At 50.8% G+C, this 23,849-nt stretch carries 19 protein-coding genes; 16 read left to right on the plus strand and 3 right to left on the minus strand.

Annotated features, from left to right (window positions below):
* Positions 1 to 100 precede the first annotated feature (100 nt).
* Positions 101 to 928: a TerC family protein gene (locus tag ACAN55_RS08270; protein WP_379130685.1), complete on the minus strand. Its 828-nt coding sequence runs from the start codon at positions 926 to 928 to the stop codon at positions 101 to 103.
* Between the two features lie 584 nt (positions 929 to 1,512).
* Here ACAN55_RS08270 and nifB point away from each other — a divergent pair.
* From nifB to ACAN55_RS08320, 10 genes are all read left to right on the plus strand, one after another.
* The gene (nifB, locus tag ACAN55_RS08275) at positions 1,513 to 2,895 is read left to right on the plus strand and encodes a nitrogenase cofactor biosynthesis protein NifB (RefSeq protein ID WP_379130688.1); all 1,383 of its coding nucleotides are present in this window, start codon (positions 1,513 to 1,515) and stop codon (positions 2,893 to 2,895) included.
* A gap of 6 nt (positions 2,896 to 2,901) precedes the next feature.
* Positions 2,902 to 3,768, plus strand: coding sequence for a nitrogenase iron protein (gene nifH, locus ACAN55_RS08280; protein ID WP_379130691.1), 867 nt, complete (start codon positions 2,902 to 2,904; stop codon positions 3,766 to 3,768).
* 76 nt (positions 3,769 to 3,844) lie between these two features.
* The gene (gene nifD / locus ACAN55_RS08285) at positions 3,845 to 5,308 is read left to right on the plus strand and encodes a nitrogenase molybdenum-iron protein alpha chain (protein WP_379130693.1); all 1,464 of its coding nucleotides are present in this window, start codon (positions 3,845 to 3,847) and stop codon (positions 5,306 to 5,308) included.
* Positions 5,305 to 6,846: a nitrogenase molybdenum-iron protein subunit beta gene (nifK, locus tag ACAN55_RS08290; protein ID WP_379130695.1), complete on the plus strand. Its 1,542-nt coding sequence runs from the start codon at positions 5,305 to 5,307 to the stop codon at positions 6,844 to 6,846. The genes nifD and nifK overlap by 4 nt, the downstream gene beginning before the upstream one ends.
* Positions 6,847 to 7,337: 491 nt before the next feature.
* A complete protein-coding gene (nifE, locus tag ACAN55_RS08295) occupies positions 7,338 to 8,705 on the plus strand; it encodes a nitrogenase iron-molybdenum cofactor biosynthesis protein NifE (RefSeq protein ID WP_379130697.1) in 1,368 nt (455 codons plus the stop codon).
* Positions 8,695 to 10,023 (plus strand): nitrogenase iron-molybdenum cofactor biosynthesis protein NifN, encoded by a 1,329-nt coding sequence (gene nifN, locus ACAN55_RS08300; protein ID WP_379130699.1) that lies wholly within the window; start codon positions 8,695 to 8,697, stop codon positions 10,021 to 10,023. The genes nifE and nifN overlap by 11 nt, the downstream gene beginning before the upstream one ends.
* Complete coding sequence (locus ACAN55_RS08305) at positions 9,998 to 10,387, plus strand: NifB/NifX family molybdenum-iron cluster-binding protein (protein WP_379130702.1); 390 nt, start codon at positions 9,998 to 10,000, stop codon at positions 10,385 to 10,387. The genes nifN and ACAN55_RS08305 overlap by 26 nt, the downstream gene beginning before the upstream one ends.
* Positions 10,380 to 10,943: a DUF269 domain-containing protein gene (locus ACAN55_RS08310; RefSeq protein WP_379130705.1), complete on the plus strand. Its 564-nt coding sequence runs from the start codon at positions 10,380 to 10,382 to the stop codon at positions 10,941 to 10,943. Before ACAN55_RS08305 ends, ACAN55_RS08310 begins: the two co-directional genes overlap by 8 nt.
* A 35-nt stretch (positions 10,944 to 10,978) precedes the next feature.
* Complete coding sequence (locus ACAN55_RS08315) at positions 10,979 to 11,731, plus strand: HesA/MoeB/ThiF family protein (protein WP_379130708.1); 753 nt, start codon at positions 10,979 to 10,981, stop codon at positions 11,729 to 11,731.
* On the plus strand, positions 11,728 to 12,870 hold the full coding sequence (locus ACAN55_RS08320) for a homocitrate synthase/isopropylmalate synthase family protein (protein WP_379130710.1): 1,143 nt from the start codon (positions 11,728 to 11,730) through the stop codon (positions 12,868 to 12,870). Before ACAN55_RS08315 ends, ACAN55_RS08320 begins: the two co-directional genes overlap by 4 nt.
* A 133-nt stretch (positions 12,871 to 13,003) precedes the next feature.
* Here the strand turns inward: ACAN55_RS08320 and ACAN55_RS08325 are convergent, their stop codons facing one another.
* Complete coding sequence (locus ACAN55_RS08325) at positions 13,004 to 14,392, minus strand: ABC transporter substrate-binding protein (RefSeq protein WP_379130713.1); 1,389 nt, start codon at positions 14,390 to 14,392, stop codon at positions 13,004 to 13,006.
* Between the two features lie 220 nt (positions 14,393 to 14,612).
* On the opposite strand from ACAN55_RS08325, the gene ACAN55_RS08330 reads away from it, so the two are divergent.
* From ACAN55_RS08330 to ACAN55_RS08350, 5 genes are all read left to right on the plus strand, one after another.
* On the plus strand, positions 14,613 to 16,433 hold the full coding sequence (locus ACAN55_RS08330; protein ID WP_379130716.1) for a cache domain-containing sensor histidine kinase: 1,821 nt from the start codon (positions 14,613 to 14,615) through the stop codon (positions 16,431 to 16,433).
* 2 nt (positions 16,434 to 16,435) lie between these two features.
* Positions 16,436 to 18,085, plus strand: coding sequence for a response regulator (locus ACAN55_RS08335; RefSeq protein WP_379130718.1), 1,650 nt, complete (start codon positions 16,436 to 16,438; stop codon positions 18,083 to 18,085).
* 95 nt (positions 18,086 to 18,180) lie between these two features.
* Entirely contained in the window at positions 18,181 to 19,881 is a 1,701-nt protein-coding gene (locus ACAN55_RS08340; protein ID WP_379130721.1) for a glycoside hydrolase family 13 protein, read from the plus strand.
* Between the two features lie 176 nt (positions 19,882 to 20,057).
* The gene (locus tag ACAN55_RS08345; RefSeq protein WP_379130724.1) at positions 20,058 to 20,795 is read left to right on the plus strand and encodes a class I SAM-dependent methyltransferase; all 738 of its coding nucleotides are present in this window, start codon (positions 20,058 to 20,060) and stop codon (positions 20,793 to 20,795) included.
* Positions 20,792 to 21,817 carry an MBL fold metallo-hydrolase gene (locus ACAN55_RS08350; RefSeq protein ID WP_379130726.1) on the plus strand — a complete coding sequence of 342 codons (1,026 nt, stop codon included), beginning with the start codon at positions 20,792 to 20,794 and terminating at the stop codon, positions 21,815 to 21,817. The genes ACAN55_RS08345 and ACAN55_RS08350 overlap by 4 nt, the downstream gene beginning before the upstream one ends.
* 96 nt (positions 21,818 to 21,913) lie before the next feature.
* Here the strand turns inward: ACAN55_RS08350 and ACAN55_RS08355 are convergent, their stop codons facing one another.
* Positions 21,914 to 22,513: a phosphatidylglycerophosphatase A family protein gene (locus tag ACAN55_RS08355; RefSeq protein WP_379130729.1), complete on the minus strand. Its 600-nt coding sequence runs from the start codon at positions 22,511 to 22,513 to the stop codon at positions 21,914 to 21,916.
* A gap of 207 nt (positions 22,514 to 22,720) precedes the next feature.
* On the opposite strand from ACAN55_RS08355, the gene ACAN55_RS08360 reads away from it, so the two are divergent.
* Positions 22,721 to 23,842: a GerMN domain-containing protein gene (locus ACAN55_RS08360; protein WP_379130732.1), complete on the plus strand. Its 1,122-nt coding sequence runs from the start codon at positions 22,721 to 22,723 to the stop codon at positions 23,840 to 23,842.
* Positions 23,843 to 23,849 lie beyond the last annotated feature (7 nt).

The following is a 23,849-nucleotide window of genomic DNA, read 5'->3' on the forward strand; positions in this document are numbered from 1 at the left end:
TGATTGTTATCTTCTGATGGAATACATAAAAAGAAGTGAAAACAGCAGGGTGCTGCTCCGTTAACCGGATAGCATCCTGCTGTTTTTTAGTTGATTCATTTTATTTTCCGAGTTGTTGGTCTACTTCTCCGATCGGATTCTCGCCCGTATGATCTTCATCCACATGGCTGCTCATGAACCAGCCGACAGCGGCGATGATAACCAGTACAACATAGAAGGTGGCTTTCCACCAGGTACTATGCGCGAAGGACTCGGACAGAACACCCAGTGCAGGGTGAGCCAAGGTGATCACGGCAAGCTTGACGCCGACCCAGCCAACGATGAAGAAGGCGGCAACTTCAAGACCCGGACGTGAATGCAGCAGCTTAACGAAGAAGGAAGCGGCGAACCGCATGATCACAAGTCCGATGAATCCTCCGGCAAAAATAACCAGGAACTGTCCGCCGTCAAGTCCTCCGATATTGGGAAGTCCGCTCGCTGGAAGCGCAACGGCCAGGGCAACTGCGGCCAGAATGGAATCCACCGCAAAGGCGATGTCGGCAACTTCAACCTTTAGTACAGTAAACCAGAAGCTGGATTTCTTCTTCCCCGCAGCAGAATCTGTACCACTCTCCATGGCTTCATCCGTGACAGGTTTCTTGAACAGCACTTTTCGGAAGATGTGATTCCCTGCGATAAATAACAGATAAATTGCACCGATGGCTTGTACCTGCCAGATATCAACAAGGAAAGAGATCACGAACAGTGAACCGAAACGGAACACAAAAGCTCCTGCTAAACCATAGAACAATGCCTTTTTTCTTTCTTCATCCGGAAGATGCTTCACCATAATTGCCAGTACCAGTGCGTTGTCTGCAGCGAGCAGCCCCTCAAGTGCAACGAGAACGAGCAATACCCAACCATACTCTAATAATAAACCTAATTCCATAATTGCTTCCTCCTCATTTTTGCTAAAGTTAAACCCTGAAATTAGAACAACAGAAGCTGCTTCTACTGCTAGCATGACCAAAAGTATACAAAAAAGACCTCTACCAAACTAATCAGCCTTTGGAATAAAGACTAACTTGTTTGGTAAAGGTCTCGCTAACAATAGTTCATTGCCAATAAAGCCGGAGAATATCCTCATATTCTCGTATTGACGACTTTATTTAACAGCTACTCCCCTTTACGGGAAATATTCAATTTTAGGATTTACTTCAATTCTTAATTAAATCATATATGAGTCAAGAGTCTTTGTCAAATGAACAAGCCCATTTTTCTAAAATCGATGGACGTCCATATATACAGTGGAAACGCAAACATGATAACTATAAGTTAGATAAGCTGACGTATGATTTGACGAAACTGCAAACATAAGGAAATGGAGTGCTTTTATACTAAAAACATAATTGACGCTAATGTTTCGTGAAAATATGATGTAACTAATCAAAGCAAGTCAAGCGAGGATTATGTCACTTAAATTAACATTAATATTTTGCCCTGGAAATGCACCATCAATAAGGAGGTGGGAAAATGGAGCCGCTGCTCTCGTCGTGTCTGTCAAATGAAATGGAGGAGGAGATAAGCCGCCACCCTTGCTATAGCGAGGAAGCCCATCGTTTTTTCGCCAGGATGCACATCCCGGTTGCTCCCGCCTGTAACATCCAGTGCAATTACTGCAACCGCAAGTTCGATTGTGTGAATGAAAGCAGGCCGGGAGTTGTTAGTGAGGTGCTTACTCCAGTCCAGGCCGAACACAAGGTCAAGGGAGTGGCCGCACAGCTGATGCAGCTATCTGTCGTCGGGATTGCCGGACCAGGGGATCCGCTGGCGAATCCGGAGAGGACCTTCGAAACATTCGAAAGGGTCAAGCGGCATGTTCCTGATGTTACCCTCTGCCTGAGCACCAATGGCCTGACGCTGTACAGGTATGTGGAGCAAATCGTTCAGCTTGGCATCAAGCACGTGACGATTACCATCAATGCTGTAGACCCGGACATCGGCCGTGAAATCTATCCGTGGGTGTTCGATGAGGGCGTACGTTATGAAGGAAGAGCAGCAGCGGAGCTGCTGCTCAGCCGCCAGCTTCTGGGACTTGAACTCCTGGCTGAGCGAGGGGTTCTGGTCAAGGTGAATTCGGTCATGATTCCGGGAGTTAATGCTGAACATCTTCCAGAAGTCGCGAGAACAGTGAAGGGACTGGGTGCTGCGCTGCATAATGTAACACCGCTTATCATTGCTCCAGGAAGCCAGTATGAGAAGGACGGCCGCAAAGCTCCACGTCCCAAGGAGTTGCATAACCTTCAGGAATTACTGGGCCGGGAAGGCGGTTTGAAAGTGATGCGCCACTGCCGCCAGTGCCGTGCGGATGCCATCGGGCTGCTAGGACAGGACCGTAACCAGGATTTCCTGCTGGAGAATATGGTGCCGGAGCCGGTGGTGGATCAAACCGCCAGGGCGTTATTCCAAGGCGAGCTGGATGATAAGATTCGGCAGCGTATGAAGACTAAACAGCTAAGAAGCAGCGGGCTTTCGGAGAATGGTCGGAAGACACGTATCGCCGTCGCCACCAGGGGTGGAGACAAGGTCAACCAGCACTTCGGGCACGCTACAGAATTTATGATATATGACACCGACGGAGCTGATGTACAGCTGCTGGGTGTCCGTAAGATCCAGGCCTACTGCCACGGCAAGGCCGACTGCAACGGTGATAAGAACACAACACTTCAGGAGATCTGCTCTATTTTAAATGACTGCCGTATACTTCTCTGCTCCGGTATAGGAGATGCACCCCGCGCAAGCCTCAATAAAGCTGGAATATTGCCACTCGTCCGCAAGGGCGGTATCGAAGAAATGATTCTCGAAAGTGTGAAGTACAGCTCTTATTTTGAAAATATGAACATATCGAAGGGATGATGAAACATGCGTCAAATCGCGTTCTATGGTAAAGGCGGAATCGGTAAATCTACAACTTCACAGAATACTCTGGCCCAGCTCGCAACAAAGTTCGGGCAAAAGACGATGATCGTAGGCTGTGATCCGAAAGCAGATTCCACACGGTTAATTTTGAACACAAAGGCGCAAAATTCAGTGCTTCATCTGGCGGCTGAACGAGGAACTGTTGAGGATTTGGAGCTTGAAGATGTGGTCCAATTGGGTTACGGAGATATTCTGAATGTAGAATGCGGCGGTCCTGAGCCTGGGGTAGGGTGTGCGGGACGTGGGATTATTACGGCGATTAACTTCCTGGAACAACAAGGTGCTTATGACGGTCTTGATTTTGTCTCTTATGACGTACTTGGTGACGTAGTGTGCGGCGGTTTTGCGATGCCGATCCGGGAGAACAAGGCGCAGGAGATCTACATTGTCTGTTCCGGTGAAATGATGGCAATGTACGCAGCGAACAATATTGCCCGCGGGATTCTGAAATACGCCAACAGCGGCGGTGTTAGACTGGGCGGACTGATCTGTAACAGCCGGAATACGGACCGTGAGGATGAGCTAATTAAGGAGCTTGCCCGCCGGTTGAATACACAAATGATTCACTTCGTTCCACGGGACAATGTCGTGCAGCATGCTGAGCTGCGCCGTATGACGGTCGCCCAGTATAACCCTCTTCACCCGCAGGCGAGAGAATATGAAATTCTGGCAGAGAAAATTCTGCACAATGAAATGCTGACGATTCCAACTCCGATTTCTATGGAGGAGCTGGAAGAGCTGCTGATGGAATTCGGAATTATCGAGGATGAAGAAGCGGCGGTCAAGAAGCTGCAGGCATCCGGTCAATAATTAAGGTAATATCCGGTGGATGGGAGTGGAGAGAAGCTGATTCGCCGGATTTTTTTAAAGAAAAGGAGGGTCAACCATGGGACTGGATATTGAAGCGAACAAGCAGCTCATTGCCGAGATGCTGGAAGCCTATCCGGAAAAGGCGCGCAAAGACCGCCAGAAGCATTTCGAAGTGAATAATGAGGAGCTTATCAACTGCGGCAAATGCGCCATTAAATCCAATATGAAATCTCGTCCGGGTGTGATGACCCAAAGGGGATGTGCATACGCAGGTTCCAAAGGCGTAGTATGGGGCCCGATTAAAGATATGGTTCATATCAGCCATGGCCCGATCGGATGCGGCCAATACAGCTGGGGCACACGCCGTAATTATGCGAACGGAACCCTTGGTATTGATAACTTCACCGCTATGCAGGTTACCAGTGATTTTCAGGAGACGGATATCGTGTTCGGCGGAGATAAGAAGCTCGAAGTAATCTGCCGGGAGATCAAGGAAATGTTCCCGCTGGCCAAAGGCATCTCGATTCAATCTGAGTGTCCGGTCGGTCTGATCGGCGACGATATTGAAGCGGTCTCCAAAAAAATGTCCGCTGAGCTCGGCATTCCGGTTATTCCGGTCCGCTGCGAAGGCTTTCGCGGTGTCAGCCAATCCCTGGGCCATCATATCGCCAATGACGCTATCCGCGATTTTCTCATGGGCAAGAAGGAATTGGCTGAAACCGGTCCTTATGATGTAAATATTATCGGTGACTATAATATCGGCGGTGATGCCTGGGCTTCCCGCATCCTGCTGGAGGAAATCGGCCTGCGTGTTATTGCCCAATGGTCCGGTGACGGTACGATCAATGAGCTGTCAATCGCCCACAAGGCGAAGCTGAACCTGATTCACTGCCATCGCTCTATGAACTACATGGTGACCACAATGGAGAAAGCCTATGGCATCCCGTGGATGGAATATAATTTCTTCGGTCCGACTAAAACAGCCGCAAGCCTGCGGGCGATTGCTGCCCGGTTCGATGAGCATATCCAGGAGAACTGTGAGAAAGTCATTGCCAAATATGAAGCGCAAATGGAAGTCATCATCTCCAAATTCAAACCGCGCCTGCAGGGGAAAAAGGTCATGCTGCTGGTCGGCGGCTTGCGTGCCCGCCATACCATCGGAGCTTATGAAGATCTAGGCATGGAAATTGTGGCAACTGGTTATGAATTCGCTCATAAGGATGACTACGAGAAGACCTTCCCTGAACTGCCGGAAGGCACGATCATCTATGATGACCCTACAGCATATGAGCTGGAAGAACTTGCGCAGCAGCTGGATATTGATCTGATGGGTTCCGGCGTGAAGGAGAAATACGTGTATCACAAAATGGGCATCCCTTTCCGCCAGATGCATTCCTGGGATTACAGCGGTCCTTATCATGGATATGATGGCTTCAAAATATTCGCCAAGGATATGGATATGACCATCAATAGTCCGATTTGGAAATTGCTCAGACCGGGAACATCGGGATCACTCCAGAAGGAGGGAGCAGCCGTATGAAAGATAAGTTGAACATACCTGATTACAATACGTTATTTCAAACCGAACCCTATGTGTTGCAGCGCGAGGGCAAAAAGGCTTTCGAAGCTCCTTGCAGTGAAGAGGAGACCGCGGAAGCTCTGGCCTATTCCAAGTCAACGGAATATAAGGAGAAGAACTTTGCCCGCCAATCGCTGGTTGTTAATCCGCATAAGGCGTGCCAGCCGCTTGGAGCGATGATGGCTGCGCTCGGCTTCGAGAAGACGCTGCCGTTTGTACACGGCTCCCAAGGTTGTACTGCCTACTTCCGCAGCCATTTCAGCCGCCATTTTAAAGAGCCGGTACCTGCAGTCTCATCATCGATGACAGAAGACGGCGCCGTATTCGGCGGGATGGCCAACCTGATCGACGGGCTGGAGAACAGCATGGCGCTGTATAAGCCGGAAATGGTAGCTGTCTCCACCACATGTATGGCCGAGGTTATCGGCGATGACCTGCAGGCTTTTATCTCAGGAGCCCGGCAAAAGGGAGTCATCAGTGAGGAGCTTCCGGTGCCTTACGCGAACACGCCAAGCTTTGTGGGTTCACATATCACCGGGTATGACTCCATGCTGAAGTCCATTCTCAGCAACCTGTATGAACGTTCGGGTGTGGTAGCTGCTCCCGGCAGTGGAGAGGAAAGCGGCGAGAAGATTAATGTGATTCTTGGATTCGAACCATATACGGGGAATTTTGCCGAGGTCCGAAAGATCTTGAATGCTTTTGATACCCAATACACCTTCCTTGGAGACCATAGCGGTAACTTTGACTCTCCGGCAACCGGAGAATACTCCTACTATTATGGGGGTACTAAGCTTGAGGATGTGCCGAAGGCGGCGAATGCACTGGGAACCTTGTCGCTGCAGAAGTATTCCGTCAAGAAGACGCTCGAATATATTGGCGGCACCTGGAAGCAAAATGTGGTTTCGATGTCTACACCGATTGGTATTACGGGAACGGACCGGCTGGTGGATGCCATCAGCGAGCTGACCGGATTGCCCGTACCAGCCTCACTTGTGGAGGAAAGAGGCAGGGTCGTAGATGCACTGACGGACAGCCATCCATATCTGCACGGTAAACGTATTGCGCTGGTAGGCGACCCTGACCTGCTGCTTGGGCTCATTGAGTTCTGTCTGGAAACTGGAATGGAGCCAGTGCATATTATTTGCTCTAACGGAGATAACGGTTTTAAAGAAGAAGCCGAAGCGCTGCTGGCCAGCAGCGTGTACGGGGATGAAGCTACAGTGCACATCGGAAATGACTTGTGGCATATGCGTTCCCTGCTGATCGATGATCCTGTCGATCTGGCCTTCGGCAGCTCCCACTTGAAATATGCCGCCAAAGACGCCGGCGTAACACTCATCCGTGTGGGCTTCCCCATCTTTGACCGCCATCATCTGCATCGGTATCCGATCGCCGGTTATCAGGGCACGCTCAATCTGCTAACCACCATCGTCAATACAGTCCTGCAAGGTCTGGACGATGATTCCTCCGGCTTCAATCACGATCTTGTGCGCTAATCCGTCCGATCTTGTACGCTAATCTGTCTGTTCTGGAACGCTAAACGTCTATTCTGGGACGCCAATCCCGTACGTTCTTGTACGCTACCCGGTGCGAGCGGTAAAAGCACACAGTGGACAGCGCTAGCTGACATTAAGTTAAGTTAAGTTAGTTGATTTAAGTGGAGTTGAAGGAAACTACACTCTATGAAATATCTTGTCCGACATTTAACAACGGCTCTAGCTCGTTAATAAATCGTGTATATCCATACGGCCGAATGAGCCGTATGGATTGCTCGTTATCTTGAGACATTCTGCAATGAAGTCACGGAGGGGAATTTTGCAACTGGAGGAGCGTAGCGTCCGCCTTTGTTACCGGATTTCAACCGCGTGGCGGTTAAATCAAGAAATTCGGGAACAACAGCGGCCGGAGGTGCAACATTTCCTGTAGTGACGGCAATATGCAGAATTCTCACCATAAGGACCATTCAGCTACAGCGAAGGAGGGGATTATGCCAGTGGAACCCATTCGAAACGATGAGTTTGAAGCAAAAGATTGCGGGAGCCAAGCTCCTAAATCCAAGCCCTGTCCAAGACCCAAACCGGGTGAGGCGGCAGGAGGCTGCTCCTTCGACGGTGCACAGATCACCCTGCTTCCAATTATGGATGCAGCACATCTGGTACATGGCCCGATTGCCTGTGCCGGCAACAGCTGGGAGAGCCGGGGTACTCTGTCTAGCGGCCCCTCTCTCTCCCAATACGGCTTTGCTACGGACCTGAATGATACTGACATTATTTTTGGCGGAGAGAAGAAACTGAAAGAAAGCATTGATTATATTGCCGGGCGATTCGCGCCTCCGGCAATATTTGTTTATTCAACTTGTGTTACGGCGCTCATCGGCGAGGATATGGATGCTGTATGCAAGGAAGCGGCAGGACGGCTTGGTATTCCGGTGATCCCAGTCAACAGCCCGGGTTTTGTTGGGAGCAAGAATCTCGGCAACCGTCTGGCCGGCGATGCCCTGCTGCAGTATGTGATTGGCACAGGCGAACCCGAACAGGAGGTTCAGGCTGGAGTGAATCTCATCGGGGAGTATAACATCGCGGGTGAACTGTGGGATATCGAGAAGCTGATGAATGCGGCGGGAATTACGCTGATGTCTCGCATTACGGGCGATGCCAGATATAAGGAAATCACCTGGGCCCACCGCGCTAAGGTGAATATGGTTGTATGCAGCCGGGCACTGTTGGGTCTAGCTAAAGAAATGGAGTCCAGATATCAGATTCCATACTTTGAAGGATCTTTTTATGGTGCTAAAGAAACGACGTATTCGCTGCGCCAGATGGCATTTTTGATGAACGACAGGGAGATGGAACGCAGAGTGGACCGTCTGACTGAGCGTGAGGAAAGCCGGCTTAGCCATGATCTTCGCCCATACCGCAAGTTGCTGAGAGGAAAAAAGGCAGTACTGTATACCGGCGGCGTGAAAAGCTGGTCTATTATTTCTGCGCTCAAGGAGCTTGGGATTCAAGTGGTGGGCATCGGCACGAACAAAAGCACGGAGGATGACGTCCGGCGTATCGCAGACCGGATCGGTGATGATGCCGAATATATACCGGAGGGCGGAGCCAGCCGGATTCTCAAAACCGTCAAGGAGCGTAAAGCGGATATCATGATTGCCGGGGGGCGGAATATGTATGTCGCCATGAAGGAACAGATTCCGTTTGTGGATATTAATCAGGAGCGACATAAAGCTTATGCGGGTTATGAGGGACTTCTGCGTCTTGCCAAGGAATTGACTTATTCGCTGACCAATCCGATCTGGAAGCTTGCAGCCAGTCCCGCCCCATGGGATAAGGAGGTGCCCTATGACCGTTAACACACGGAACAAACCAGCTTCAATTAATCCGCTCAAAATCGGCCAGTCGCTCGGCGGCGTACTTGCACTGCAGGGCTGCTACCGGGCAATGCCGGTTATCCACGGCTCCCAGGGTTGCTCCGCATTTCCGAAAGCGCTCATGACCCGGCACTTCCGCGAGCCGATTGCCGTGCAGACCACGGCATTGCAGGAAATGGATGTTATCTTTGATGCCAACCGGAATCTGGAGGAAGCATTGAACACAGTATTAACCAAGCACCGCCCGGATATTATCGGCATCATTGGTACAGAGCTGACCGATGTGGCGGGCGTTGATTACCAGACGATGCTGAAAACATATAAAAGAGAGCGGAATCTGCGCGGCGGTCTGGCATTCTCAGTCGTGCTGCCTGATTTCCGAGGGTCGCTGGAAACCGGCTTCAGTGCTACCGTAGAGGCTATGATAGACGAATTAATTCAGCAGACCGGACACCGGGAATCGAGAATGGTAAATTCACGGCAGATTACCCTGCTGCCCGGATCCTTTCTTACCCCTGCCGATGTGATGGAGCTGAAAGAAATTATTTCAGCATTTGGTTTTGAAGTTATCGCAGTACCGGATATTTCCACATCATTGTCGGGTCATCTGCTAACCGGATTTTCACCGCTAACCCGCGGCGGAGTTCCGCTGGATTCGATGCTGCAGAGCCAGCAATCCGGATTGACCATTGCTATTGGGGGAAGTATGGAGCGCCCGGCAAGAAGGTTGCATAATGCGCTGGGCACTCCCTATAAAGTGTTCCACGGGGCAATGGGCCTTAAGGCTTCCGATGAGCTGTTCCATTTCCTGCATCAAATCAGTGGTGAGCCAGTACCACTCCGCTACCGCTGGCAACGCGAGAATCTGCTGGATAGTATGCTGGATGCCCATTTTCAATTCGCGGGCACATCGGTGGTAGCCGCGCTGGAGCCGGATCACATCTACTCTGTTTCTGCTTGGCTCGATGAACTAGGCGTAGAACAAAAGGCTTTAATCACTTCCTGCGAGACGCCAGCCGTAACAGGGATGGAGCGGGAGGTCTGGGTTGGCGACCTTGACGATGCGGAGGCTCTGGGTAAAGGTGCAGATTTATGGATTGGCAGCTCACATGGAATGGCGGGGGCGAAGCGAATCGAAGCCGCATTCATGGCGGCAGGGTTCCCGGTGTGGAATGAACTTGGGGCGTACATGACCGCTTCCATTGGTTATCGGGGATCTATGGAGTGGATCAATAAAGCAGGTAATTTACTAATACGCAGGGAGGCTGAGCACCGTGAAAATAGCATTCGCCACAGATGACGGAGTCCGGGTGAATGCCCATTTTGGGCAAAGCCCCATGTTCGCGGTCTACAATGTGACCAAAAGCGGAGGAGAACTGGTGGAGCTGCGGAGGGTTCCGCTTATACTGAACCAGGATGAAGCGGGGAAAATCGATAGCCGTCTGGAAAGTGTGGGTGATTGTACACTTGTTTTTCTGATGCAGATTGGTGCATCGGCAGCCGCAAAGGTAACCCGACGGAAGATCATGCCCGTAAAAGTGCCATTTGGCAGTCCGATTGACGATCAGGTCAAACGGCTGGTAGAAATGCTGCAGGGTAAACCGCCCATGTGGCTGGCCAAAGTGCTGCGAGCCGAAGAGGAAGGGGAGATCGCCCATGGTTGAGGAGAATGCCGCGCTGCAGGGACGTATGGTTCAGGAGGGAGCGGCGGTTAAACGTCGTACCCGGACGTCAGAGAGAGAGCCGGAGCCTGATCAAGAGCTTGCGGATGCTTTTGTTCGCCGCCTATGCAATCTACTAGATGCGGAAGATTTCCTCGGACGTTACGCCTCTCTATCACCACTGGAGAAAATCGAAAGGCTGTTTCTGGCCTCCCCGGAAGATAAGAATCAATCGGAGTTCAACTGTGCGGTCTCTCCTAAAGTGCGGGGGCAGGTGCCGATGCTATTTCAGGCCGTCGCAGGCGTCATGGAGGAGGTTAGCGGTGGGCTGATCCAGAGTACCGCCGAGATTAACAGCGAGGGTTTTGGCCGTGCGTTGCTCTATAGCGGGCATGTGATCCTTGTGCTGAAAAGCTTGCGTGCGGGGTTTCCTTTTCCGTTCACTTCCTATGACAAGGCTGTACGGTATGGAGCAGCTTGTGCACAGGAAGGGATAGCATTTCTGAAAAAGTATCGTGAGATGACCGCACTACATGGCTACTTCAGCATGGAGGGATAATCTCGGCAACAGGCACATTACAGGAGGAGAATGGGATGGAGCAGCATGCCGGAGGATTGGAGCTGGAACGTTACGCCCGGCAGCTCAGGCTGCTGGGGGAGAGCGGACAAAAGGCGTTGAAGGAAGCGACGGTGATGGTTGCCGGCATCGGCGGTCTCGGCGGTACAGCTGCCTTATATTTGGCGGCGGCAGGAATCGGCAGACTTATTCTGGCTCATGAAGGGGTCATTGTGCCTCCGGATTTGAACCGTCAGATCCTGATGGACGAGGAGCATCTGGGCATGGAACGGATGAGTACGGCAGTGCAGCATCTGAAACGCCTTAATCCGCGGGTTGAAATTGAAGGCTATAATTCGAAGATTCAATATCATAAAGCCAGACCTTGGGTGGAGAGCGCCGATATCGTTATCGACGCTCGTTATGATTTTCCGGAGAGGTATGAATTGAACCGGATATGCGTAGACACAGGAACTCCTATGGTTGAGGCGGCAATGTACGGATTCGAGATTTCGCTGACTACGTTTATTCCAGGGGTGACTCCCTGTTTGGAGTGCCTGTATCCGGATGAGAAACCGGTTTGGGAGCCGTTTGGATTTCCAGTTTTGGGAGCTACCTCCGGGATTGCGGGTTGTCTGGCCGCGCTTGAGGCCGTAAAATGGATTACAAGGGTAGGGACGACTTATGCGGGCGTAATGCATCGCTTCAACTCACTCGATTTCGCCTGCTATAGCGTCCGAATATCCCGTAATCCGAATTGCGCTTGCTGCGGAGAAGGAGGTAGACCGTGAAAAGTCTCAAGCTTTGTGACACGACACTTAGGGATGGTGAACAGGCGGCTGGAGTTTCATTCACGAGGGCAGAGAAGCTGGAAATCGCAAAGTTGCTGTCGGAGAGCGGAGTTGAGCAAGCAGAAGTTGGAATCCCCGCCATGGGGAAGAGGGAAATGGAGGATATCGCGGCAATTAACGAACTGGGTCTTCCCATGCAGATCATGACCTGGAACCGGGCCATGGCAAGCGATATCGAAAACGCCTTGAATACCGGTGTGAACTGGAGCCATATATCCATTCCAGTGTCAGAAATTCAACTGCAGGGCAAGCTGGGTCTGACTCCTGCCGAAGGTCTTCAGAAATTGCAGCGTGCAGCGGAATATGGCTTGCGGCTGGGCATGACGGTATCAATCGGAATGGAGGATTCATCCCGGGCAAGTATGGGATTTCTGGTTGAACTGGTGAATACGTTGTACAAGGAAGGAATTCGTTGGTTCCGTTATGCAGATACGGTATCTGCCCATCATCCGGGACAGATGGCACAGCGTGTGAGTACACTGCTCGGAGCCGTTCCTAATGATATCGAACTCGAAGTTCACTGCCATAATGATTTCGGCCTTTCGGTGGCGAATACGCTTAGCGGTATTGCCGCAGGTGCCACTTGGGCTAGTACGACGATCGCAGGGATAGGCGAGCGTACAGGAAATGCAGCGATGGAGGAAGTAGCTATGGCCTGGCGCCATTTATATGGCGGCGACTGTGCGGTCCGTCCAGATATGCTGAAGAAATTGGCTGATACCGTGATTGCCGCTTCGGGAAGAAGTGTCGGAGATGCCAAGCCAATTGTGGGCAAGCTCGCTTTTACCCATGAATCGGGGATTCATGTAGATGGACTGATGAAGAATACAGCCACCTATCAAACCTTCAACCCGTCAGAAGTGGGGAGGGAGCATCGTTTTGTGCTTGGCAAACACTCCGGAAGCGGCGGTGTTGCCCATGTACTGGAAGCTCAAGGCTTTGAAGTAACCCCTGATATCATAGTGAAACTGCTGGAGCGGGTCCGGGAGTATGCGGAGCTGTACAAAGTTAATGTACCTGAATCGCTGCTCGTGGAGTGGCTGTTTGAAGAACAGAATCGCAAGAGAGATGCGGGATAAGAACAGAGCAGGTATAAATGGCCTGAGAGATTAGTGCCAGGTATATAAATCACATGTAATGCGACTAAAGCTAAGGCCGGTTGTTCAGGGAAGTTCCTCTGAGCAACCGGCCTATTTGATGAGCTAAGGATCATTATTGCCCGGCTAATTGTTTCGCAGCTTCATTAAGTTCTTCTACAAATACTTGTGGTGTTGATATGCCGGAGAGGAGATTACGGTGAGACTCCATAACCTTCTGCTTGAATTGTTCATCGCCGATGTCCTGCAGCGGTGTTCCACTGGATGAGGTCATGGCACTATAGATTTCAATCAACTCTTTCTGGAGCTGAGTCTCGTTCCCTGTTAGGAACTGATCGAAGTCCTGAGCCGGAGTTCCTGCTCCTGTCTGCCATAACATCTTACTCCAGTGTTCAGGAGCAAAGAAATATTTCAGGAACTCCACGGCGGCTTCCGGATGTTTAGAAGTCCGGCTGACAGAATAACCGCCCCCGTACCAGGCTGCAATGTCGCTAGCCTTCCCCAAGTCCGAAGCCGGAAAGGCGAATGCGCCCACATTGCTGCGGAATTCCCGGGAGAAATTCTCATCCGTAGCCAGACCGGACTCCCAGGCACCCATGAAGAACATGGCCGCCTGCCCTTGGACGAACAGATTGCGCGCCGTACCGTAATCGGTGCTCAGCCAGCCGTCTGCGAACCCTCCGGCGAAAGCGAACTGCTGCATCTCCGCTGCGGCTTCTGTAAATCCGGGCGAAGTAAAGGGGATAGTCCCCGTTGCAGCGTCATCCATCCTGCCGAAGTCCCCGTTGTGGCGCTGTGCCATGAATTCGTACCAGATGGGCAGCGTCCAGCCGTCCAGACCATTAATGGCCACCGGAAGGATTCCATGATTTCGCAGCCGGACTGCGGCATCCAGCAGATCTGCGGTCGTCTTAGGGACTGTGATGCCGTTCTCAGCAAAAATCTGCTTGTTGTAATACATGACCATGAAATCGGCACTGCGCGGTAATCCGTATAATTTGCCATCCCGGCTGAAGCCTTCTATGGAACTGGTAACGAATCCATCGTCTTCAAATTCCGCACGGTCAAGCTCAAGCAGCAGATTATTGCTCAGCAGCGGATTGAGAAAGGATGGCTGTCCCCAAGCTTGTATAATATCCGGAAGCTGGTTGCTGGAAGCATACACTTTGATCTTAGTTTTATAAGGTTCGTCTTGAAGCGCCTCCACATCAATCTGGACATTAGGGTGTGACATCATATAAGCATCAATAATGTCCTGTTCGACCTTGCCAGAGCCATTGGCCCGGTCGGCCAGGGCTGTGAAGAATTTAAGCGTGATTAATTCACCAGGGACTTGATCCGGGTGTTCACCGCCAGTATTGCCAGATGTTAAATCAGTTGCATCGGCAGGTGCTAATGCGGCGGTATCGCTAGAAGTGTAGCTGCCGGGTGCCCTTGCTTCATCGCAGCCGGCCAGCCCTGCTGTTAACAGCAGAATCACCAGGAGCCGCAGTCTTTTTCCCATTCAGGCCCCCCCTTACGTTAGACTGAACTCTTTATACTCATCATACTTACTTACGGTTTACCTAAACATGTCTCATTCTTAAGAAGAACAGGGTTGTTTTTCTCATTATACTAAAAAAATTATTCCAGATATATCGATGTAAGTTATAATGGCTTTATTGACAGAACTAGGGAATTTCGCATGGGAATGTGTCTTTTACTATACATGAAGGTGGTCCTCTATGGCTCGCAGAATCCGCCCTTTAAGCCGCTACCGCCACTTGCCGCTGCAGTTTAAGCTGTTGTTCTGGTTCATTCCTCTCCTTCTTCTCACGATTGCCGCTATGGGATGGAGCTCTTACATGATTTCTTCTCAGCAAGTTGTGGACAAAATGAAGCAATCACAGGATCATCTGACCAAAAAAACCGCGGAACAGATTGATGAAATGGTCATTGATATGGTCTCTTTTTCCAACACCCTGTTTCTGGACGAAGGGGTACAGCGGCTGCTGGCCTTCCCCGAAGCACAGAATGGACCCGACGTGGTGTTCAAGACTGTAACGAATTTAATGGTTGCCGGCAATTCCATCCAGTCCATTATTCTCTACTCCCTAAAGGAACAGAATAAGGGGGCGGAGCCCTTTGCCGCCAATCAGGCAGGTCTTACTGCCGCTATGAAATTGGCCGATTTCCGTAAGACTCCATGTTATATCGATGCAATAACGGCTGCAGGCAGCTCTACCTTTAAGGTTACAGGGCAAACGGACGGGATATTTGTGGGAGAGCACTATCACAAGATCGTACTTTGCCGGGTGATTAAAAATATATATACCTTGGAGCCGGCGGGGATCGCTGTAGTTGGAGTAGATGCAAGCAAAGTCGCCAGCCAATACCTAGACAACACCCAGGACAACGTCGATATGTTCGTTCTGGACCGCGACGGGCTAATTATAACCGCCTCCAACCAGGATTGGATTGGCAAAAAAGATATTGATCTGCCGTATTTTGTAGACAGCGACCGGGCAGTAGGCACTAAAGAACGGCTGGTATCGAATATTGATCATGACCAGTGGATTGTATCGTATCTGCAGTCTCCGACAACAGGCTGGTATGTGGTAGTGGTTCATTCCAAAGCTCAACTGGTTAAGGAACTGGGACAAATTCTTCAGGTTACAGTCACCATTGCTTTTATTTGTCTGGCCCTCAGTGTAATGGTTACCTGGCTTGCAGCGCTGGCGATTACGAAACCGGTGAAGAAGCTATCACGCTCTATGCGCAGACTGCAGACAGGGGATTTCTCGCAGCGGGTATTTTTTGAAGGCAATGATGAAATCGGGCTGCTCGGGCACGGATACAACCTGATGGTGCAGCGGATTGATTCACTGATCAAAGATGTATACGCTTCCAGGTTGAAGCAGAAGGAGGCGGAGCTGAAGACGCTGCAGGCGCAGATCCGGCCGCATTTTTTGTATAACACGCTGAATACCATCTGCTGGGAGGCAGAGAAGAAAGGAGATAAAGAGATTGCCGATATGGTCTACTCCCTATCCCAGGTATTCCGGCTCAGCCTCAATGACGGGCGGGATTCTTATACGCTGGCGCAGGAAATGGAGCTGGTCACCAATTATTTATTCCTGCAAAAGAACCGGTTCCGCGGAAGGTTTCAGTTCGAGATCTCACTGGAGGAAGGGGTTAGAGATTATATTGTGCCCAAGCTGCTGCTGCAGCCTCTGGCCGAGAATGCTGTCATTCACGGCATGGAGCCTTTGCACGAAAATGGCGGATTCATAGCGGTGCATGCGTACCGTCGGGACCGCAGAATCATGCTTGAAGTGCAGGATAACGGCATTGGTATTGAGCCGGATAAGCTCCGGGAGATTCAACAAAATCTGGCTAAGCCAGATAAGCTTGACGTTCAGGAAGGCGTAGGCCGTCCGGGATTCGCACTGGCGAATGTGAAGGAACGGCTGGAGCTATATTTTACAGAAGCCTCATTTGAGATTGAAAGTACGCAAGGCACAGGCACACGAATCATTATTCAAATCGCTGTGGAGGGGCCGTGAACATGAAGCTGAAGCTGATGATTGCCGAAGATGAAGCAGCAATTCGTGAGGGTATCGTGCAAATGGTGGACTGGAAGGCGCATCAAATTGATGTCATCGGTGAAGCGGGCAACGGTAAGGAAGCGCTGGCCCTTATGGACAGGCAGGAGCCGGATCTGCTGTTGACCGATATACGCATGCCGCTGATGAACGGACTGGAGCTGATTGAAGCTGCGCGTCTCCGGGGATACGAGTTCCATACTATTGTGCTGTCGGGTTATGACGAATTCTCTTATGCCAAGAAGGCGATTTCCCTTGGAGTACTCGACTATATTCTAAAACCGTGCCGCCCTGAAGAAATTCTGAGCACCGTACTTAAAGCCAAAAAGGTCATTGAAGCTCAACGCAGCCTTGAATTTGAACAGCATATACGCGAACGCTCTTGGCATAAAAATGCCCCATTGCTCAAAAGCCAAGTGCTTTCACAATGGATTCATCATCCGCCCGTCCCCCTGGAACGGAGGGAGGAGCTCATATCAGAGTTATCGATGGCAATTACTGCTGAAGGGCCGCAAATCGGGTTGGTCAGCTTTGATCCGGAGTCCTCTGCGTGGCAGGGAAGCGGACAGGACTTCGTCCTTTTGCGTTATGCCGCGCTTAATATTATCAGCGAGACGCTGGCACCCGTATATGAGGGAAGAGTGGAGATTTTTCATGACGGTAATTATCTGCTCTGGATCGGCAGCGGGTCCCCGGACAGCAGTTCACATACGGATTTTGTTGCACCCGATCATTTGAAAGAGCAATTGGTACAACTCCAGCACAATCTGGAGACCTATCTGAAGCATTCCATCAGCATTGCCGTCGGCTCTTGCCATCCGGATATTTCGGTGGTGCATCTTTCTTATAAGGAGGCCAGTCAGGCTCTGGAATCCAGATTTTTGAACGGAAAAGGCGTGTACCTCTACTCAGAGGACGGCAGGAAACAGGTAGCTGAGGCCTCCATGGACGGAATTATGAATGACCCGGAACTCAATGAACTTGAGGATGAGATGCTTTCAGCTGTTGCGGAAGGAGGTTATGAGCGGGCGCTGGATCTGCTGGAGCGTTGGCTCGATATTTTCCGGGGGAACCCTTGGAGCCACAAGCAAGAGGTGAATATCCGGGCTACGGCATTTGTCGTCAGGCTGAAGCGGCTGATGCAGGAGAAGCAGGTGGATGAATTCGAATGGAAGCAGCATATCGTCAATTGGATAGAGCAGGCTCCACAGGTGGAGACTCTGGAAGAGCTGTCGACCATCCTGAATAAAATCATGCAAAATGTCGTGGCGGCGTTCTCCAAGCATCGTCCCCTGCACCGTACTGTGATCACCGCACTTGATGTCATCCATCAGAAATACAATACCAATCTAACTTTGGAGTTTGTCGCAAAGGAAGCATTTGTGTCCAATACGTATTTAAGCTCGCTGTTCCGCCAGGAGCTCGGGATTAATTTCCTCGACTATCTCCATCAGTTCCGGGTTGAGGAAGCCAAGAAGCTCCTGCGCCTCAATTTAAAGATCTATGCCGTTGCCAGACTGGTGGGTTACGGGGAGGAACGCCATTTCAGTGCGACCTTCAAGAAATGGACCGGCCTTACACCCTCACAATATCAGAAGGGGCTGGAGAATTAGAGCTGCATGAAATCTGTGTTATTGCTTCCCTCAGGAATGGTTAAGATATATTAATATGTCCGGGACAACTATTCCTAGAACCAGGAGGCAACGACATGAACCCCAAGTGGTGGAAAGAAAGCGTTGTGTATCAGATCTATCCAATCAGCTTCAAGGACAGTAACGGTGACGGAATTGGCGATCTTCGGGGGATTATCTCGAAGCTGGATTACCTGCAGGATTTGGGTGTGAATGTAATCTGGGTCTGCCCGATCTACAAATCTCCTAATCACGACAATGGATATGATATCAGCGATTATTGTGACATTATGAATGAATTCGGAACGATGGAGGATTTCGACCGACTGCTGGCAGATATGCATTCACGCGGAATGAAGCTGATGATGGATCTGGTACTGAACCATACCTCTCACCAGCATCCCTGGTTTATCGAATCCCGGAAGTCGAAGGACAACCCTAAACGAGATTATTATATATGGCGAACAGGCAGAAATGGCGGTCCGCCAAACAATTGGGAATCGTATTTCAGCGGTTCGGTCTGGGAGCTTGATCCGGAGACGGATGAATATTATCTTCATCTGTATTCCAGATTTCAGCCTGACCTGAACTGGGAGAATGCGGAGGTCATCGATAAACTTCATGAAATGGTGCAGTGGTGGCTGAAAAAAGGGGTGGACGGCTTCCGCTTCGATGCTATCGCCCATATTGTCAAAACCGAAGGGTATCCGGATGCCCTTAATCCGAATGGCGCTCCTACTGTGAGAGCCTATGAAATGTTCTCGAATCTGGAGAATGTGCACACGCTGCTGCAGAATCTGTATGATAAAGTACTCTATTATTATGACATTATGACGGTCGGCGAGACCTCGGGACTGGGGCCGGAGCAGGCACTGGATTATGTGGGGGACGGGCGTCGGGAGCTGAATATGACGTTCCAGTTCGAGCACATGTTCCTGGATGCCGCTTCGGCAGGCAGCGGAAAATGGGATGTCGTACCCTGGAGTCTGCTGGAGCTGAAGAAGATCATCACGAATTGGCAGACGGTTCTGCATAACCGGGGCTGGAACGCCAATTACCTGTGCAATCATGACCAGCCGCGATCGGTGTCGCGGTTTGGAGACGATCTATACTACCGGATTCCGGCGGCTAAAATGCTGGCAACCTTCGTTCATATGCTTGAAGGCACGCCTTATATTTATCAAGGGGAAGAAATCGGCATGACCAACGTCGCTTTTGATTCCATTGATGATTACCGGGACGTGGAGACCTTGAATTATTATGAAGAGAAACGCCGGAACGGCGTTCCCGAAGAGCAGATCATGGCGGCAATTCATAAAAAAAGCAGGGATAACGCCCGTACCCCGATGCAGTGGGATAGCAGCCATGAAGGCGGGTTTACCACGGGTGTTCCCTGGATCAGAGTTAACTCCAATTATATAGAGATTAATGCGGCGGATGCGGTTAAGAACCCGGATTCTATCTATCACTATTATAAGAAGCTCATAGAATTACGCAAAAAACATAAGGTTGTGGTATACGGTGAATATGCGCTGTTACTCCCGGACCATGAGGAGATTTATGCGTTCAGCCGGACACTTGAGGATCAGCGGCTGCTGGTGATCCTCAACTTCTTCGGGCATGAACCGGTATTTGAAATGCCAGTGGAGGAGCTGGCCCTCACACATATGGAGCTGCTCATCTCGAACTACGAGCCGTCCAAGGATCGGGAAATAGGCCCCGGACAGTTCAAGCTCCGTCCTTATGAAGCAAGAGTATATCTGCACAAGCTAACTTAATTGCCCCCGGTTCAGGTTCCACAAACGCACCTGTATCTGTGGCCCCGGCCGGCCGGAAGTTTCGGGTTGGCCTTTTTTTTGGTCCTGAAAGGGGGTACAATAAGCGTTATATTTATTCACATCGAGCGATGAGATAGAGTGATGGGCAGACCAATGTCCATGGAAGGAGAGAAGACATGGGCGAGTGGTATGAGGATAGCTTTGGAGAAGATTACCTCATTGTATATAGACACCGGGATTTCGGGGGAGCACGTCGGGAAGTGGATAAAATGATTGTCTGGCTTAATCTGCCGTGCGGAGCTAAAGTACTGGATCTGTGCTGCGGTATGGGCCGCCATTCGCTGGTGCTTGCGGAAGCAGGATACGAAGTGACCGGAGTGGATCTCTCGGAGCCGTTACTGCGGGAAGCGCGCGCTCAAGAGGGGGCTGGAGCCGTTACCTGGCTTCGCTCCGATATGAGATGTTTGTCGCTTGATGGAGGCTTCGATGCGGTCGTCAATCTATTCACCTCATTCGGATATTTTGAAGAAGATGAGGAGCAGCTCAAGGTGCTGCGTGAAATTAGACGAATGCTGAAACCGGGAGGCAAATTCATTATTGATTTTCTGAATCCGGGATATGTAATTCGAAACCTCGTACCTCATTCGAGCCGTGAAGACAGTGATAATCTGATTGATGAGCAGCGCCGGATCGAGGATGGTTATGTGAAGAAAGACATTACTTTGACTTCTAAAGCCGACGGAACTCCCCGTTGCTATCAGGAACGTGTGAAGCTGTATTCATTAGACGCATTCCGGGCAATGCTCGCCGAAGCGGGTCTTCAATTGGATATGGTCCATGGCAATTATGATGAAGACACCTATCACGAGGAGACTTCAACCCGCATGATTTTTGTTGGAGTTAGACCTGTATGAGAGGATTCCATAGAGAGAGTGAACAGCATCAGAGCTTAAGAAGAGCGGAGATTACAAAGTGGGAAGGAAATCTGATCCGGGTATCTGTCCCCATGCAGCCGCCGCTGCGCCGGGTGAACAGTTATATATTGCCGGATCAAAACGGCCGGTTGAGCATTGTGGATCCCGGCCCTCGTTCCTTAGAATCAGAGTTGGCCTGGGAGGGAGCGCTTGAAGAGCTCGGGTATTCATGGAGTTCAATCAGCGGTATCGTGGTTACCCACCATCACCCCGACCATTACGGTCTTGCCGGGTGGATGCAGTCCAAGACGGGCTGCAGGGTTTGGATGTCGGAACGTGCGTATGCCGAGACGCAGCTTATGTGGGGAGAGGCAGGGGGGATGAACAAGGCTCTGCCGGACTTTTTCGTCCAGCATGGTCTCCCAGATTCCCTGGTGCCGGAGATGAAGGAGCATATGGACAGCTTCTTGACGCAGGTATCACCACACGCAGAGGTCAGCTATGTGAATACAAGCGCTCCCTTCATTATGGGAGGGAGGGATTGGATTCCGGTTGAAACAGGTGGCCATGCACCGGGGCATCTGTCTTTTTACCAAAGGGACAGCGGCCAGATCTTGTGCGGAGATGCTGTATTGCCGATCATTTCTCCGAATGTCAGCCTGCTGCCGGGCAGCGATCCGCAGCCCCTGCTGACATTTATCGAGAGCCTGCACAAGCTGTCGGAGTATAAGACAAGGATGGCTTTTGCGGGTCATCTGGATCCCTTCGAAGGATTTAACAGCCGGATTCATGAGCTGCTCCGCCATCACGAGGAACGTCTGGAAGAAGCCGAATCGTTGCTGCTTTTGGGTCCGCTCAACGGTTACGGGCTGTGCAGCCAGCTGTTCCGCAGCCGGGTGACTTCACTTCATCAGTTGCGCTTCGCACTCAGTGAAACACTGGCGCATCTGAAAGAGCTGGTACGCCGCGGGCGTGCAGTCGAATATGATGAAGACGGCAAGATATGGTATCGGTTGATTTGAACGAAAGAAACCTCCCGGATTGAGGCAGCTTTAGCTTGCCTGCTGTTCCTGGGAGGTTTCTGCGTTAATCCGTTAGGTATACATGGTTGTAAAAGTCTATTCCAGAGGTTCGGTAAGAATGATGCCCGGCTTGGCAGCTTCCTCGATGTCCTCCGGCATATGAGGCTCCCCAAGCTCCTTCTCGCGCTCCGCCTGCTTGCGGTGGGCAATCCGGCTGCTGGCCGAGGCGGCTACAGCTCCGACAATATCATCGAGAAAGGTATGAATCTCCCCTGTGCTCTTATTATTCAGGCGCTCAAGAACCCCTGGTTTAAGTTTGTCCACATACCCGTAATTGGTGAAACCTATACTTCCATAGACATTTACAATCGAGAAGGCGAGAATCTCGTCAACCCCATATAGTCCCTCGTCATTCTCAATCATATCCTGCAGTGGCGGGAAGAGCTTACCTTCTTCAGCCAGAATATCCAGCTGGATACCGGTCAGCACCGCATTTTGCACTTCTCTCTTGCTCAGTACCATTTCTACGTTATGAACACATTCTTCCATGGTTAAGTTGGGATAATACTTCTTCTGCAGCAGCATAACGAGCTCTGCGATTTCGAGTATGGTTACCCCCCGCTTCTGCAGCCAGTTTTTCGTTGCCGCTGCGACAGCTTTACTGTTCAGACTGTAGGGCATTTTTGCGTCGGCCATGTTCAGTCCCTCCATAAATAAGTCGTTAGTCTACTATCATTTCCAGCGGAGTCCTTCTGAATCCCCGCCGGTACAGAAATTGTACTGTAACCGCTTACAATTGTCCACCTGCCAAACTTTTAGGATAAGCTGTTGTTATTTTTTGCAGAGGGGGCTCGTATACATAGCAGTACAAATGCCATTTAACCTCTGAAAGGGGCAATAATCATGACACATCTGCACAAGATTCGCGGGATATCCGCAGCCTGTCTGCTGGCTGTTCCGCTGGCTTTATCCGGCTGCGACTGGTTCGGATCGGAGGAATCCGCCGTAGTGGATCCCCCGCCAAGCGGGGTGGAGGCACAAATGCTGGAAATGAGTGGGGATCCGCTGGATTCCGGCGTGTTTGGTCCGGTAACACTGGATGGAACAGAGACGGATGCGGCTAAAGCGCCTACTGCAGTAAACACCGCGTCTTCATCCCGGACAACCGTCTATCTGGAGGACGGCAATGGCCTGCTTGCTCCTGTATCCCTTAGTATCCCTTCAGGTAAAAAAGCTGCCCTGCTAAAAGATTCACTTACCCTGCTGGTTGACAAAGGTGCCTATGCCTCGTCGATTCCTTCAGGCTTTCAGGGAGTTCTTCCTGCCGGGACGGTTGTTCAGAACGTTACACTTGATAAAGAACAAGGTCTTGCGGTTGTTGAGTTTAACGCCAAGTTCGCTGACTATGATCCTGCGGATGAACGTAAGTTGCTGGAGGCTATAACCTGGACCCTTACCGGGCAGGAAGGCATTCAGGGCGTACAGCTATGGGTTGACGGCAAGAAACTGACTGAAATGCCGTTAAAAGGTACCCCGCTGGATCGCCCGCTGTCGCGAAGCATGGGTATTAACCTGCCGAGGAATGGGATGACGGCCATGAATTCCAGTGCAGTTACGGTCTATTTCTCTGCTGCTTCTCCCGATGGCATCCAATATTATGTACCTGTGACACGGTTTGTTCCGCCAGGGCAGGATTCGGTAAAAGCGGCCTTGAATGAGCTGCTCACCGGACCTGAATCCGCGAAGGGCCTGCAAATGGTGATGACGGAGGATACAGTGCTTGACTCTGTGGAAGCCGGACAGAACGGAGTGATAACGGTCTCCATCAAGGACGACATGTTCGAGGACGGCGACAAGATTCCGGTGGATATGCTTGAATCCGTGGTCCTGACCGTTGCGCAGAACAGCAAAGATTCATTAGTGCAAATCCGAATGAACGGCAAGGAAGCGGTCACCGGAAGCAATAATGTGGATTATGGAAAGCCAGTATCTGCACCAGAATATATAAATGAAATGCCGATGTAGAATTCGG

The organism is Paenibacillus oryziterrae (assembly GCF_042610485.1).
GTDB lineage: Bacteria > Bacillota > Bacilli > Paenibacillales > Paenibacillaceae > Paenibacillus_AQ.

Coding starts and splice junctions, on each gene's coding strand:
- ACAN55_RS08270 (WP_379130685.1), bottom strand. CDS start 928: ATGGAATTAGGTTTATTATTAGAGTATGGTTGGGTATTGCTCGTTCTC.
- ACAN55_RS08345 (WP_379130724.1), top strand. CDS start 20,058: ATGGGCGAGTGGTATGAGGATAGCTTTGGAGAAGATTACCTCATTGTA.
- ACAN55_RS08315 (WP_379130708.1), top strand. CDS start 10,979: ATGGAGCAGCATGCCGGAGGATTGGAGCTGGAACGTTACGCCCGGCAG.
- nifN (WP_379130699.1), top strand. CDS start 8,695: ATGACCGTTAACACACGGAACAAACCAGCTTCAATTAATCCGCTCAAA.
- ACAN55_RS08330 (WP_379130716.1), top strand. CDS start 14,613: ATGGCTCGCAGAATCCGCCCTTTAAGCCGCTACCGCCACTTGCCGCTG.
- ACAN55_RS08325 (WP_379130713.1), bottom strand. CDS start 14,392: ATGGGAAAAAGACTGCGGCTCCTGGTGATTCTGCTGTTAACAGCAGGG.
- ACAN55_RS08335 (WP_379130718.1), top strand. CDS start 16,436: ATGAAGCTGAAGCTGATGATTGCCGAAGATGAAGCAGCAATTCGTGAG.
- nifB (WP_379130688.1), top strand. CDS start 1,513: ATGGAGCCGCTGCTCTCGTCGTGTCTGTCAAATGAAATGGAGGAGGAG.
- nifK (WP_379130695.1), top strand. CDS start 5,305: ATGAAAGATAAGTTGAACATACCTGATTACAATACGTTATTTCAAACC.
- nifE (WP_379130697.1), top strand. CDS start 7,338: ATGCCAGTGGAACCCATTCGAAACGATGAGTTTGAAGCAAAAGATTGC.
- ACAN55_RS08355 (WP_379130729.1), bottom strand. CDS start 22,513: ATGGCCGACGCAAAAATGCCCTACAGTCTGAACAGTAAAGCTGTCGCA.
- ACAN55_RS08310 (WP_379130705.1), top strand. CDS start 10,380: ATGGTTGAGGAGAATGCCGCGCTGCAGGGACGTATGGTTCAGGAGGGA.
- nifH (WP_379130691.1), top strand. CDS start 2,902: ATGCGTCAAATCGCGTTCTATGGTAAAGGCGGAATCGGTAAATCTACA.
- ACAN55_RS08340 (WP_379130721.1), top strand. CDS start 18,181: ATGAACCCCAAGTGGTGGAAAGAAAGCGTTGTGTATCAGATCTATCCA.
- ACAN55_RS08350 (WP_379130726.1), top strand. CDS start 20,792: ATGAGAGGATTCCATAGAGAGAGTGAACAGCATCAGAGCTTAAGAAGA.
- nifD (WP_379130693.1), top strand. CDS start 3,845: ATGGGACTGGATATTGAAGCGAACAAGCAGCTCATTGCCGAGATGCTG.
- ACAN55_RS08360 (WP_379130732.1), top strand. CDS start 22,721: ATGACACATCTGCACAAGATTCGCGGGATATCCGCAGCCTGTCTGCTG.